12 protein-coding genes and 1 pseudogene are annotated in these 13212 nt (G+C 68.9%); 4 read left to right on the forward strand and 9 right to left on the reverse strand.

Annotated features, from left to right (window positions below):
- Positions 1-20 precede the first annotated feature (20 nt).
- Positions 21-1169 carry a cation:proton antiporter gene (locus ACZY0X_RS20895; RefSeq protein WP_463773085.1) on the forward strand — a complete coding sequence of 383 codons (1149 nt, stop codon included), beginning with the start codon at positions 21-23 and terminating at the stop codon, positions 1167-1169.
- Here ACZY0X_RS20895 and ACZY0X_RS20900 read toward each other — a convergent pair.
- On the reverse strand, positions 1148-2080 hold the full coding sequence (locus tag ACZY0X_RS20900; RefSeq protein ID WP_463773086.1) for an AraC family transcriptional regulator: 933 nt from the start codon (positions 2078-2080) through the stop codon (positions 1148-1150). The two genes, ACZY0X_RS20895 and ACZY0X_RS20900, sit on opposite strands and share 22 nt — an antisense overlap.
- Positions 2081-2344: 264 nt before the next feature.
- Here ACZY0X_RS20900 and ACZY0X_RS20905 point away from each other — a divergent pair.
- Positions 2345-2569 (forward strand): annotated as a pseudogene (locus ACZY0X_RS20905) (anthrone oxygenase family protein); the annotation flags it as partial.
- Here ACZY0X_RS20905 and lfrA read toward each other — a convergent pair.
- Genes lfrA through ACZY0X_RS20920 form a run of 3 tightly spaced genes read right to left on the reverse strand, consistent with a single transcriptional unit; the run spans position 2532 to position 5773 of the window.
- Entirely contained in the window at positions 2532-4187 is a 1656-nt protein-coding gene (gene lfrA, locus ACZY0X_RS20910; RefSeq protein WP_463773087.1) for an efflux MFS transporter LfrA, read from the reverse strand. The pseudogene ACZY0X_RS20905 and the gene lfrA sit on opposite strands and share 38 nt — an antisense overlap.
- A gap of 56 nt (positions 4188-4243) precedes the next feature.
- Positions 4244-4819 (reverse strand): TetR/AcrR family transcriptional regulator, encoded by a 576-nt coding sequence (locus ACZY0X_RS20915; RefSeq protein ID WP_463773088.1) that lies wholly within the window; start codon positions 4817-4819, stop codon positions 4244-4246.
- A 48-nt stretch (positions 4820-4867) separates the two neighbouring features.
- Entirely contained in the window at positions 4868-5773 is a 906-nt protein-coding gene (locus tag ACZY0X_RS20920) for an RDD family protein (RefSeq protein WP_463773089.1), read from the reverse strand.
- A 29-nt stretch (positions 5774-5802) separates the two neighbouring features.
- On the opposite strand from ACZY0X_RS20920, the gene ACZY0X_RS20925 reads away from it, so the two are divergent.
- Positions 5803-6795 (forward strand): stage II sporulation protein M, encoded by a 993-nt coding sequence (locus ACZY0X_RS20925; protein ID WP_463773091.1) that lies wholly within the window; start codon positions 5803-5805, stop codon positions 6793-6795.
- 1 nt (position 6796) lies between these two features.
- On the opposite strand, the gene ACZY0X_RS20930 is transcribed toward ACZY0X_RS20925, so the two are convergent.
- The 5 genes from ACZY0X_RS20930 to ACZY0X_RS20950 are packed head-to-tail and all read right to left on the reverse strand — an operon-like array spanning position 6797 to position 12194.
- The gene (locus ACZY0X_RS20930; RefSeq protein ID WP_463773092.1) at positions 6797-8119 is read right to left on the reverse strand and encodes a DUF58 domain-containing protein; all 1323 of its coding nucleotides are present in this window, start codon (positions 8117-8119) and stop codon (positions 6797-6799) included.
- The gene (locus ACZY0X_RS20935; protein WP_241402736.1) at positions 8119-9087 is read right to left on the reverse strand and encodes an AAA family ATPase; all 969 of its coding nucleotides are present in this window, start codon (positions 9085-9087) and stop codon (positions 8119-8121) included. The genes ACZY0X_RS20930 and ACZY0X_RS20935 overlap by 1 nt, the downstream gene beginning before the upstream one ends.
- Complete coding sequence (locus ACZY0X_RS20940) at positions 9084-10244, reverse strand: DUF4350 domain-containing protein (protein ID WP_463773093.1); 1161 nt, start codon at positions 10242-10244, stop codon at positions 9084-9086. The genes ACZY0X_RS20935 and ACZY0X_RS20940 overlap by 4 nt, the downstream gene beginning before the upstream one ends.
- Positions 10226-10879 (reverse strand): DUF4129 domain-containing protein, encoded by a 654-nt coding sequence (locus ACZY0X_RS20945; RefSeq protein WP_463773095.1) that lies wholly within the window; start codon positions 10877-10879, stop codon positions 10226-10228. Before ACZY0X_RS20945 ends, ACZY0X_RS20940 begins: the two co-directional genes overlap by 19 nt.
- 1 nt (position 10880) lies before the next feature.
- Positions 10881-12194 (reverse strand): hypothetical protein, encoded by a 1314-nt coding sequence (locus ACZY0X_RS20950; RefSeq protein ID WP_463773096.1) that lies wholly within the window; start codon positions 12192-12194, stop codon positions 10881-10883.
- A gap of 82 nt (positions 12195-12276) precedes the next feature.
- Between ACZY0X_RS20950 and ACZY0X_RS20955 the strand changes: the two genes are divergently transcribed.
- Entirely contained in the window at positions 12277-13212 is a 936-nt protein-coding gene (locus ACZY0X_RS20955; protein ID WP_463773098.1) for an SRPBCC family protein, read from the forward strand.

The raw sequence follows: 13212 nt of genomic DNA on the forward strand, positions 1-13212 counted from the left end.
CTGCGGTTTAGGGTGGCCGAATGCCGGGATTCGGGTTCGACACGCTGGCGCTGCTGGTCGTGATCGGTATGGTGGGCCCGCTGCTCGCCACTGTCCCGCGCCTGGCCATCCCGGTCATCGTGGGCGAGCTGGTCGCCGGAATGATCGTCGGTAGAACCGGTTTCGGAATCATCGACACCACGGATCCCACGTTCGTGCTGCTCGCCAACATCGGCTTCGCGCTCGTCATGTTCGTCGTGGGTACCCATGTCCCCGTTCGGGATACGTCATTGCGCGCTGGCGTGCCGAAGGCGATCCTGCGTGCGGTGCTCGTCGGGGCGATTGCCGCGGTGCTCGGAGTGATCCTGGCGCGCGCCTTCGGCACCGGGCACGCCGCGCTGTACGCGGTGCTCATGGCGTCCTCGTCGGCCGCCATCGCGCTACCCGTCATCGACGGTCTCAAGCTCGACGGAGCGGCCGTGCTCTCGGTCAAGGCGCAGATCGCCATCGCCGATGCGGCCTCGATCATCTTGCTGCCATTGGTGATCAACCCGAGCAAGGCTGTGCATGCGGCGCTCGGTGCACTGGCCATCGCCGGCGGTGCCTGCGTGTTGTACTTCGTGCTGCGGCATTTCGAACGCAACGGCACGCACGACAGGCTGCGCGAGTACTCGAAGCGCCACGCGCTGGCGCTGGAGCTGCGCACCAGCCTCCTTCTGTTGTTCACGCTGTCGGCGCTGGCGGTCAGCACCCACGTGTCAATCATGCTGGCGGGCTTCGCGCTCGGCTTGGTGGTCAGCGGGATCGGTGAGCCGAAACGGCTTGCCCGCCAACTGTTGGGCATCACCGAGGGCTTCTTCGCGCCACTGTTCTTCGTGTGGCTCGGGGCGTCGCTACAGGTTCGTGAACTCGCCGACCATCCCGAGCTCATCGCACTGGGTCTCGCGCTCGGGGTGGGCGCCGTCGTCGCGCACTGCGCGGGTGCCATCTTGCGCCAGCCCGTTGCGTTGGCGGCGATGGCCGCCGCCCAACTGGGTGTGCCGGTCGCCGCCGCCGCGCTCGGTACCGCGCAGAACCTGCTGGGCCCCGGGGAGCCGGCGGCGCTGATCCTCGGCGCACTGCTGACGATCGCGGTGACGTCGATTGCCGGCGGGTTCGCCAAGCGTCGTCAGCTGGCGTCGAGCCGGTAGGTGTTGGGGCTGACGCCGTATGCGCGCTTGAACGCGCTGCTCAGCGCGAAAGGCGTGCTGTAGCCGACCTGACGTGCGATCGCGGCGATGGTCGCCTCGCTCGACCGGAGGCGGTCGGCAGCCAGCGCCAGACGCCAGCCGGTCAGGAATGCGATGGGGGACTCGCCGATCTCTCCGGCGAAACGGCGCGCGAACGCGGCCCGTGAGTTCCCCACGGCGGCAGCGAGTTCGGACACTGTCCACGGGTGGGCGGGATTGTTGTAGATGAGCCTCAGCGCAGGCCCGACGACAGGGTCCCGCTCGGCGTGCCACCACGCCGGGGCGCGTTCGTCGCGGTCGAACCAGGTGCGCAGCACGTCCATCAGCAGCAGATCCAGCAGCCGGTCCAGATAGGCCGCCTGGCCGGTGCCGTCACGTCCCGCCTCCGCGGCGAGCAGGCCGACCAGCGGGGTCTGCCACTCGTCGCCACGCAGCACGAGCACCGTCGGAAGTGCGTTCAGCAGACGGGAACTCACCTCGCTGCGCCCCTCGTAGGCGCAGATCACCGCACGATCCGCCCCTGTGGTCGCATTGCCCCATGTCCGCACGCCCACCGACATCTCGAAGCGCAGACTCTCGCCGCTCAACGTCGTGCACCGGTTTCCCGGATGGACTACCACCTGAGGTTCGGTGTCGGCGTCGTGCGCGAACCGGTAGTGCTCGGTCCCACGCGTGACGGCGACGTCACCGGGACTGAGGTCGAGCACGTCACCCGATTCCGTGACGATGACGGACTGGCCGTGCGTGACGCAGATCAGTGACAGCGGGGCGTCGTCCTGGATGCGCATCGCCCACGGTGGGTCCAGTGACGTCCGCAGCACGAACGCTCCGCGCGCACGGACACCGTCGAGGAGCCCACCCAGTGCGTCCACACAAGAGAATGTAGACGATGGCGTATGCAGATGAGCTATTTGGCCATGGAACGTCTCGCGGTCCAGCGATTGACTGAGGCCATGTCAACGAGCCCGTACGTCATCGCCACCACGGCGGCTGCGGTGTCGACCGCCGCCGTCGGCGGTCTCTTCTACGCGTTCTCCACCTTCGTCATGAAGGGGTTGGACCGCACCGAACCAGTTGAGGCGATCACCGCCATGCGGGGCATGAATGCCGAAGCCCAGGCGAATGCACCGTTCCTGATGCTCTTCGTGGGATCGACCCTGCTGGCTCTCGGCGTCGGCATCGCTGCAGCGCTTCGCCTGTCCTCACCCGGCGCGCCCTACGTGTTGGCCGGCGCCGCACTGGGCCTGGTGGCGTTCGTCGTCACCATGGCGTTCAACGTCCCGCTGAACAACCGGCTCGACGCTGTCGACCCGGCCGTCCTGTCTACGGCTGAGGCAGTACGCCAGTGGCGTGACTATCTGGTGCCGTGGACGGCGTGGAACCACGTTCGGACGGTTGCGCCACTGGTGGGCTCGGCTCTGATGCTGATCGGCTTGGCGCAGCGCTGAATCGGTTGCCTCGGAACGTGAGTGCGACCACGACCGCCGCCACCAGGGTGAGCAGGCCCGCGATGATCGCCGTCGGCGCGATACCGGAGTCGAACGCCACCTTCGCCGAGTCCAGCAGCTTGTCGGCCACCTCGGGCGGCAACTGCTGGGCCACGGCCGTCGCGCCGCCGATGCTCTCCGCGGCGTCGGCGGTTTGTCCGGCGGAAAGACCTTGTGGCACTTGGACATTAGCGCGGTAGAACGCCGTGAAGATGGTGCCCAGGATCGCGGTACCGACCACCGCGCCCAGTTCGTACGCGGTCTCCGAAACCGCTGAGGCCGCGCCAGCCTTGGCCGGTGGCACCGATGACACGATGGTGTCGTTGGTGATCGTCTGTGAGATGCCGACGCCGACCTCCAGCACGATGAACGACGCCACCACGGCGGCCACCGTCAGGTCGTGGCGGAACAGCAGGATCATGCCGAAGCCGAGCGACACCAGAACCAGACCCGTGACGACCAGGGCGTGCGGGGCGAACCACCTGACCAGTCGCACGACCCCGATGCCCGCCACCATGGACAGCACGGCGCCGGGCAGCGTCACCAGGCCGGCCGTCAGGGGGCTCAGCCCCAGCACCAGCTGTAGATGTTGGGACACGAAGAAGATGAACCCGATGAGCCCCACGATCGACAGGAAGTTCGCCAGGATCGACGATGCGAACGGGGCGTAGCCGAAGAGCTTGATATCGATCATCGGTGTGGCGCTGTGATTCTGGCGCCGCACGAACAGCATGGCGGAGGCGATCGTCACGACCAGTGCGCCGCCGACCATCCAGGACAGGCCGTCGTGGGCGCCGGACTTGATCGCCCAGACCAGCGGAAGCATCGTCGTCAGCGACAACACGACGCTCATCGGATCGAGCGGCCCGGGGTTGGGGTCACGCGACTCGGGCACCAGCCGCGGCGCGAATATCAGCAGCGGCAGCAGGATCGGCACCGCGACCAGGAACACCGCACCCCAGTGGAAGTGCTCGAGCAGGACGCCACCGACGATGGGGCCCAGCGCGGACCCGGCGGTGAAGAACGATGCCCAGATCGCGATGGCGAGCCGGCGTGCCGACGCGTCCTCGAAGATGTTGCGAATCAACGACAATGTCGACGGCATGAGCATGGCGCCGAAGAAGCCCAGCACGGCGCGCGCGGCGACGAGGTAGCCGGCACTGGGCGCGAAGGCCGCCGCCGCCGACACCAGGGCGAAGCCGGTCGCGCCGATCATCAGCATGCGGCGCCGTCCGATCCGGTCGCCGAGGCTTCCCATCGCGACCAGAAGCGTGGCGAGCACCAGCGAGTACACGTCGACGATCCACAACTGGGTGGTGGCCGCCGGGCGGAACTCCTGGGCGATGCTGGGCAGGGCGAACGCCAGGATGGTGTTGTCAACGGCGATGAGCAGCACCGGCAGCAATAGGACGGCGAGCGCCGCCCACGCCCGCCGTGGGGTCGTGATGGGCTGGTGGCTCGACGCCTCGTTGGCGTCATGCCGGATGGACATGGTCACTCCTGTAGTACGGAAAAGCGGAAAGTTGTGGACGGGCGGACGGCCGCGTCTCAGCTCGAGTTCGGGTTGATCGTGCCCTCGACCAGGCTCGCCATGATGGCGTCGACGATCTGTACGCGGGGCGCACTGTTGAGCTTCATGGCCTCATAGCCGGCGTTCAGAAGCGCCCAGAAGACCAGCCGTGGCCACCCGGGAGGTCCGGCCGACCCCTGACACGACGCACGGTTGAGCATCTCGACGATCAATTCGTCGCCCGTGTCGAGCTCGGCCGCGATCTCCGGGTCGGCGACGAGCGTCGGCTCGTTGAAGATGAAGGGCACGATCGGGCCGAGGTCGAGCTGGCACTCGACGACACGGCGCAGTGCCTCCACCGGTGGTCCGCAGTCGGGCTCCGCGTGTTCGATGGCCGCGTTGCTCAGCGCGTGGACGTGACGCGCGAGTGCGCGCAGCAGATCCGAGCGTTCGGGGAAGTAGCGGTGCAGGGTGCTCCGGCCCACCTCGGCCTCGGCCGCGATGTCACCCAGCGAGGTGGTGGGGTCGTTGGCGAGCAGTGTCATCGCCGCATCGAGAATTGCCCGACGCGTGCGAGCGCGCGAGCCACCTTCGATCGATTGCGGAGCTGTCATGAGGCTTAATGTAGCACAATCTGACCAAAGTGGGACAGTGGTGTCCCATTAATCGGGTGGTGCGAATCCCGGTGTCTGTGACGGAGGGGTGGCCGGCGCGGGCGCGTACGCCGGCGGCGCGGGTGCGTACGCCGGTGGTGGAGGCGCGTACGCCGGTGGCGGAGCCTGCGCGTAGCCGGGTGAGAACTGGGGCGGCGGCGCAGCCGGACGCAACCTGATGAGTTCGCGGCGGTGGCGCTCGGCGAGCACGGCCGCGAGCACCAGTTGCGGCGGCGTGCCGGGCGGCGGTGGCGGGGAGATCTGCGCGACAACCTCGGCGGTGATCCGGTGCGCCATCTGGTCGCGGAACTCGGGCTGCAACTGGGTGGCCCGGGAGAGGAACTGACGCGCCCGCTCGGCCTGCGCCGCACCGAGCCCGGAGAGCTGTAGCGAGGCCGCCCACCACGCCAGCTGCGGCGGCATCACCGGCGGCGGGCTGAGCTTGGGCGCGCGCTCACTGATCACCATGGTGCCCGCGAAGATGTCGCCGATGCGCTTTCCCCTGGCCGACAACAGGCTGCAGATCACCGCCGGACCGCCGGTGAACATCCAGAGTTCGATGAAGCCGGCCAGGGCGCGAAACAACGCCTGCCGGAACCGTTCCGGTCCACCGTCGTCGGAGACGACGCGCAGGCCCATCGCCATCTTGCCGAGCGACCGTCCGCGCGTGGTGGCCTCGAAGATGATCGGGTAGCCGACGACGGCGAGCACCGTGAAGATGATCAGCACCGCCGCGGAGAACGCCGAGTCGAGGTCGCGGAGCGTGGCCGCCCACAGCGCCACCCCGATCACGTAGCCGACGAAGATGACGGTCAGGTCGATGAACGCCGAGAGGGCGCGCACCGGCAACTGGGCGATCTGCACGTCCAACACCACGGCGTCGCCGGTCACCATCGGCTCGGGTTGGGCCACCATGAAACACAACGCTACTAGGATTCCCAAGCGTGGATGTCGACGCGTTCGTGCTGGCACACCGCGCGTCGTGGGACCGCCTCGAAGAGTTGGTGAAGCGGCGCCGCAAGCTGACCGGTGCCGAGGTGGACGAACTGGTCGACCTGTACCAGCGGGTGTCCACGCATCTGTCGATGGTGCGGTCGGCGTCGGCGGACTCGGTCATCGTCGGTCGCCTGTCAGGGCTTGTCGCGCGCGCCCGTGCCGCAGTTACCGGTGCGCATGCACCGCTGTGGAGTGAGTTTGTCCGTTTCTGGCTGGTGTCCTTCCCCGTGGTCGCCTACCGGTCGTGGCGGTGGTGGCTCGGATCGGCGGTTGCCTTCTTCGTGGTCGCCATCGTGATGGGTGCCTGGGTGGCGGGCAACCCCGAGGTGCAGTCGATGATCGGGACACCAGCCGACATCGAGCAACTGGTCAACCACGACTTCGCCTCGTACTACAGCGAGAACCCGGCCGGATCCTTCGCGCTGCGCGTGTGGGTGAACAACGCGTGGGTGGCGGCCCAGTGCATCGGCTTCGCGATTCTGCTCGGAATCCCGATCCCCTACATCCTTTTCCAGAACGCTGCGAACGTCGCCGTCTCCGGCGGCCTGATGTTCAACGCGGGCAAGGGTGACATCTTCCTCGGCCTCCTGGCGCCGCACGGTCTTATCGAACTCACCGCGGTGTTCCTGGCCGCCGCCGCGGGGATGCGCCTGGGATGGTCGGTGATATCGCCCGGTGACCGGCCGCGCAGCCAGGTCCTCGCCGAACAGGGGCGCGCCGTCGTATCGGTCGCCGTGGGCCTGGTCGCGGTGCTGCTGATCGCCGGCCTGATCGAGGCACTCGTGACACCGTCACCGCTGCCGACGTTCGCCCGGATCGCCATCGGCGTGGCCGCCGAGATCGCGTTTCTCGGCTACGTGGTGCACTTCGGGCGTAAGGCCGCCCGGGCGGGGGAGACGGGTGACATCGAGGACGCACCCGACGTCGTCCCGACGGGATGAGTCACAACCTGCCGGTGGCTTTCAGCGACAGATAGCGGTCCGCGAGTGCAGGCGCCAGATCCTCGGGTTGGGCATCGACGACGTCGACGCCGTGGCGGCGCAGCCTCGTCGCGATGGACATGCGGTCATTGCGGGCACGTTCGGCGGACGCCGCGTCGTACACCTGCGCGGCATCGGCGCGGCCCGCGGCCAGCGTGTCCACCCGGGGGTCGGCCACCGCGGCGAGCATCACCTGGTGTTTGGCGGCCAACTGCGGTAGCACCGCCATCAGCCCCTCATCGAGTGCCGACGCGTTGAGGTCGGTGAGCAGTACGACGAGTGCGCGCCGCCGGAAGCGCCGCAGGATGGTGGACACCGTTGCGGCGGCATCGGATTCGACGAGCGCGGGCTGCAGTGGTGCCATCGCATCGACGAGATGGGCCAACACCTCGGTGCGCGACGCGTTGTAGACCCCTGCCCGGGGCACGCGGTCATGTGCGATGAAGTCGACGTGGTCTCCGGCTCGGGAGGCCAGCGCCGCCAACAGAAGTGCGGCGTCCATCGACCAGTCCAGACGCGGCCACCCGCTAGGGTCGCCCGCCGTGGGGTCGATGCCGACCCGGCCAGCTGACGTGCGCCCGGTGTCGAGCACGATGACAATGCGACGGTCCCGTTCGGGTCGCCAGGTCCGCACCACGACATCGGATCGTCGTGCCGTTGCCCGCCAGTCGATCGAGCGCACGTCGTCACCCACCACGTACTCGCGCAGCGAGTCGAACTCGGTGCCCTGCCCGCGGATCAACACCGGCACCATGCCGTCGAGTTCACGCAGGCGGGCCAGCCGCGACGGCAGATGCTTACGCGACAGGAACGGCGGAAGGATGCGGATCTGCCACGGCACGGGTTGCGATCTCTGTCTGCCCGCCAGCCCCAGTGGGCCGATCGAGCGTGCGGTGACCGCGGCGGACACCTGATCTCCGCGACGGTTGGGTCGCAATGTCGTGACGACCCGAAGGCTTTGCCCCGCAGCGATATCGACGGGGTGTGTGCGGGGTTGGGCACGTGCCGACGGTGGCCACGCGTCGCGTACCACGCCACGGAACCTGCGGCTTCCGTCATTCTCGATCACCAGTACCGCGTCGATGGTCTCGCCGAGCCGGGCCGAGGTGTCGCCGCTGCGGCGCAGGCTCAGCTTGCGGGTGCTCGCGGCCAACGCGACGTCTGCCAGCACCGCCAGCACCAGGAGGGCGAGCAGCACGGCGAAAGCCGCTGCAGGCCATGGCGCGAACCCGATCGGCAGGACGCAGATCAGGGCGACCAGGCCGGTGCGGCCGGTGAGGATCACTAGCGCGGTACCGGGACCGCGGCCAGGATCCCGTCCAGCACACCGTCGGGGGTTGCGCCCTCGAGTTCGGCCTCGGGCCGAAGGGCCACGCGGTGCCGAAGGGTCGGACGGGCCATGGCCTTGACATCGTCCGGGGTGACGTAGTTGCGTCCCGACAGCCAGGCCCAGGACCGCGATGTCGACAACAGCGCGGTCGCGCCGCGCGGGGACACCCCCAGCTGCAGTGACGGCGAATGCCTTGTCGCCCCGACGATGTCGACGATGTAGCCAAGCACCTCATCGCCGACCAGCACCTGGCGCACGGCCTCGCGCCCGGCGGCCAGTTCGTCGGGTCCCGCGACGGGGCGAATCGCCGACAGGTCGCGCGGGTCGAATCCCTGGGCGTGCCTGGACAGGATCGCCACCTCCTGATCGCGCGGCGGCAGCGGCACATTGAGCTTGAGCAGGAAGCGGTCGAGCTGGGCCTCGGGCAACTGGTAGGTGCCCTCGTACTCGATGGGGTTCTGGGTGGCGGCGACGATGAAGGGGTCGGGCAGCGGCCGGGCCTCACCGTCGACGCTGACCTGCCGTTCCTCCATGGCCTCCAGCAGGGCGGCCTGGGTCTTCGGTGGCGTCCGGTTGATCTCGTCGGCGAGCAGCAGGTTGGTGAACACCGGGCCGGAGCGGAACTCGAACTCGGCGGTGCGCGCGTCGTAGATCAGGGAGCCGGTGATGTCTCCCGGCATCAGGTCGGGCGTGAACTGGACCCGCTTGAAGTCCAGCTGCAATGCCGCCGACAGGGTGCGCACCAGCAGCGTCTTGGCGACGCCGGGCACCCCCTCGAGCAGGACGTGGCCGCGGCACAGCAGGGCGATCACCAGCCCGCTGACCACGGCGTCCTGGCCGACGACGGCCTTGGCGATCTCCGTCCGCAAGGCCAGCAGTGCATTTCGGGCAGCGTCGGCGCTCACGGTGGTTGGCTGTGTCACGACTGAGATACCTGTCTTTCGATGTCGTCCAGTTGGCGGGCGAGGGTGACCAATTCGGCATCGGTAGCCGGAGGTGGACCGAACAGCGTGTGCCCGTGGGTATTCGGATCGCCACCGATGCGCGCGGCGACGGCGGCGGCGACGGCAGCGGGCGCGGCGGTGGCCGTGAGGCCAAGGCGCGGCAGCATGCGATGCAGTGCGCCTGTGCGCAGGGCATCGGCGGCGCGATCACGTGAGCGCCGTGAGCGATACAGCCGGCCGCGTCCCTCGACGGTCTCGGAGGCACGCACGACCACCGGCAGGTCCTCGGCGACCAGTGGGCCCACCCGTCGGCCACGCCACAGCGCGACGAACAGCACGACCAGGCACAGCTGCAGCACAATCCAGCTCACCCGGTCGGGGATGAGATCCATGATTGAGGCCGAGGCGTCGGACTCGCCCTCGATTAGCGTCGGGGTGTACCAGATGACCCGCTCGCGGCTGCCCGCCAGATTCATCGCCAGAGCGGCGTTGCCCTGTTTCGTCAGGCCGGAGTTGGTCATGAAGTCGGCGGTCCCGACCACGGTGACGGTGCGCCCGTCGTCGGCGTAGCGGACCACCGCGCCGCCATAGCAGCTCGTGACGTCGACGTCGCCGGTCGCCTCGTAGGTGGTGGCGGTCCCGAGTTGGGTCTCCCCGGCGCGTGTGGCCGCGCGCAGATCGCAGTCGGGTTCGCCGCCGAAGCTGGTCTCGTCGGCGATGCCGATCTCGGGGGCCAGGGCCTCGCGGGTGCGCGATACGGGTTCGACGAGGAGCCGGTCGCCGGGCAGGTCGGCGAGGCGACGCAGGCCATCGTCGTCGACCAGGAAGAAGGTCTCGGCGATGACGAGCAGGGTGTCCGGGCGTGCGGCGCGCTCAACGTCGGCCAGCGACTGAGCCTCGATGACATCGACGCCGCGGTCACGCAGCAGGGACACCAGGGCCAGTGCGCCGTCCGGCGATGTGGCCGTGGGGTCCATTCGGCCGCCGGGGCGCGGCGCGGTCAGATAGGTGCTGATTGTCGACACCGCGGCGATGATGACAAGGGCCAGAACCACCCACTTCGTCGTGCGCCAGGGCCCCGTCGCCTTGGGACCGACAGGCGCGGTGGGGGTCTGCGTCATCGGATCTCGGCCCATCCGTCGGCCGCACCAGGTGTTGTCGGTGCCGTCGCGCCGGCGGCCCTGCGGGTGCGCAGGTGGTCGTCGAGGTCGGCGATGGTGCGGTAGGCGGTCTCGGTGCCCGGGCGTTCGCCGTAGGTGACGTCGTTGAAGGTGACTGCGGCACGACGTAGTTCGGCCGCCAGGTCCGGCACGGCCGCCGCGGCGTCGCGGGCGAGTTCGGTGGCGGTGCGTCCCGGGACCGGATCGAGGATCGCGGTCTCCTCCAGGTGGCGGGCGACGGCGCGCAGGCGGTGGCGGATGGCTGCGGCCCAGTTGCCCTGCGCCGCATACTGCTCAGCGGTGGCGCGATGCTCGGCCGAGGTCAGCTCGTGCGAGTCGAACAGGGCGGCACTACGGCCCCGATTGGTGCGCATGGTTCGCATCGCCACCCGCACGGCCGCCACGGCGGCGATCCCCAGGATGATCAGCAGCACGGTGATGGTGAACCAGCCGCCGGGGATCGACGCGCCCTCCACCATGATCTTGTAGAGCAGATCGTCGATCCAGTCGAAGAACCGCTCGGTCAGCGATGCGTTGGGGTACATCGGTTTCGAGAGTTCGCGCAGGGCGGCGTCATGCGCGGCGTCCCGGTCGATGTCTACGGTCGACACGTCACCGATGCGGGGTCTGCGAGGTCAGCCACAGGTAGTCGGTCGAGTCTGGCGATGCGCCGGGCGGGACCGCAGCCCCGGTCTGCAGGACGAGGTCGAAGGCCTCCGCACGGATGCGGCGATCGGCGTAGAGCAGCACGATCACGCCCGCGTTGAACGGGGACGTGATGATCTGACCGATCGCCGATCCAATGGACATCAGAATCATCGCGATGACCGCTCCGGTCGCCGTGGCGGCGCCGACGATCAGCATCTCGCCGGCGATGCTGAAGGGTATGGATACGGCAGCCGCGATGATCCCTGCCACCAGCTGACTGAGCAGCCAGATGCCCAGAACGCGCCAGAAGTCGTTCTTGACCAACGCGAACGAGCGCGTGATGGCAGGCATCACGCTGAGTCGTTCGAGCACCACCAGGGTGGGTGCGAAGACCAGCATGGTGCCGAGGTAGATCAGCCCCGCGATCACGGCCAGAACCACCGGCACACCGACGACGAAGGCAGCCACACCGCCGATGACGACGGCGACCATGGCGATGATGCCCGCGGCGACGCTGATGATGACCAGGGCGCCGACGATCTCGATCGCGACGATGCCGAACAGTGCGGGCAGACGTCCGCGGACCCGCTCCCAGGCCTCCGCGATGGTGATCCTCGCGCCGAAGACCGCGCGGCCCACCACGACGGTGAGCAGGCCGCTGAGCACGATGGACGACACCAACGTGGTGAAGGCGCTCGCGAGGCCCGACAGCAGCGACCCGACCAGTCCGGCAGTGGTGGGTTCGCCGCCGTTCATACCGACCGTGTTGGTCAGTTCTCCCATGGCGGCCAGGGGGCCGATCTGAAGCAGCAGCGCGATGATCTGCGCGACAACCACCACGACCGCTGTCAGGCCGAGTGTGGCCTTGGGGTTCATCCGGATATAGGCGACGGCACCGTTGAAGATGTCAGACACGCTCAGCGGCCGCAGTGGGATGACACCCGGCTTGAGCGCGGGCGGCACCGGTGAGTAGCCCTGCGGGCCGTACCCCTGCGGGCCGTACCCCTGCGGGCCGTACCCCTGCGGGCCGTAGCCCTGTGGCGGGTACCCGGGTGGCGGGTAACCCTGCGGGGCGTACCCCGGTGGCGGATAACCCTGCTGCGCGTATCCCGGCTGCGCATAGCCCTGTTGCGGATAGTCGGGCGGTGGATACCCGGGGTAGTTCTGCGGATACGGCGCAGCGCCGCTCTGGTCCTGCCCGGGCGGCGGGTACCCGGGAGGCGGGTATCCCGACGGTGGCGGGCCGACCGGACCGAACCCACCGGCGTCGTTGCTCATGTCCACCATCCTGTCGAGAGCGGACCGGATTGACAACGTGCACCCTCGTCGGGCCGATACCGTGTCTTCACGATCGCGGCCGATGAAGGGACCCACCCACATGACCGACACCGGGCCCGCCGACGCGGCGCCGCTCGTCAACCGGGCGATCCGCCGCGACGTCGCGCGGGCGCTGACCGCGCTGACGCAGTGGCCCCATCCCGATGACGCGCAGCGCCGCGCTATCGCCGAACACCTGGTGTGGATGCTGGAGCCGGTTGCCCGCGTGGAAATCCCGGCCGCGGCTGCCTCAGCCGGGGTGATCGGCGCGGCGCGACGGTACGCCGATGACGCCGCGCACCGAGAAGACGTCGCCGACGCGCTCGGCGTGCTGGCCCCGCTGCTGAACGAGGTGACCGTGGGGATGCCGACCTCGACCCTGGCGCTGCCGTGGCTGGCCGATGGCGCTCCCGCCGCAGAACGCCGCGCGCTGGGCGTGTCGAGGCGCCTCGAGCGTGCCTACCGGCGCCGGGCCTACGGGTGCTGGTATCTGCCAGAGCACTGCGGCCTCAAACGCAATCTGAGTGCCCACGTGAGCGTCGACGTGGCTGCACCCGCGGACGCCGTGTGGCGGGTGATCTCCGACCCGACCCGCACCGCCGAATGGAGCCACGAGTGCAACGGTGCCCAGTTCCTGGACGGCGCAACCGAATCCGGGCTCGGTGTGCGTTTCAAGGGAGTCAACCGCTCGGGACGCACCACGTGGTCGCGGGTGTGCACGATCTTCGCGTTCGAACCCGGCCGGGAGTTCGGCTACGTCACCTCCAGCGGCACCGGCGATGCGACGGCGTGGCACTTCCGGGTGTCGCCGACACCGACGGGCGCCCGCCTCGAGCAGGCATTCCAGACCGTCGCGCTGCCGGCGTGGATGTCGGCCATGGTGGGTGTGCTGATGCCGTCGCACGACGATCGGACGGGCGCGCTGCGCGAGGACATGCGACGTGCCGGCGCGTTGGCCGAGCTTTACCACCACACCTAG

Source organism: Mycobacterium sp. IDUB_39, assembly GCF_055419205.1.

Coding starts and splice junctions, on each gene's coding strand:
- ACZY0X_RS20895 (WP_463773085.1), top strand. CDS start 21: ATGCCGGGATTCGGGTTCGACACGCTGGCGCTGCTGGTCGTGATCGGT.
- ACZY0X_RS20955 (WP_463773098.1), top strand. CDS start 12,277: ATGAAGGGACCCACCCACATGACCGACACCGGGCCCGCCGACGCGGCG.
- ACZY0X_RS20950 (WP_463773096.1), bottom strand. CDS start 12,194: ATGAGCAACGACGCCGGTGGGTTCGGTCCGGTCGGCCCGCCACCGTCG.
- ACZY0X_RS20915 (WP_463773088.1), bottom strand. CDS start 4,819: ATGACAGCTCCGCAATCGATCGAAGGTGGCTCGCGCGCTCGCACGCGT.
- lfrA (WP_463773087.1), bottom strand. CDS start 4,187: ATGTCCATCCGGCATGACGCCAACGAGGCGTCGAGCCACCAGCCCATC.
- ACZY0X_RS20940 (WP_463773093.1), bottom strand. CDS start 10,244: ATGGGCCGAGATCCGATGACGCAGACCCCCACCGCGCCTGTCGGTCCC.
- ACZY0X_RS20920 (WP_463773089.1), bottom strand. CDS start 5,773: ATGGTGGCCCAACCCGAGCCGATGGTGACCGGCGACGCCGTGGTGTTG.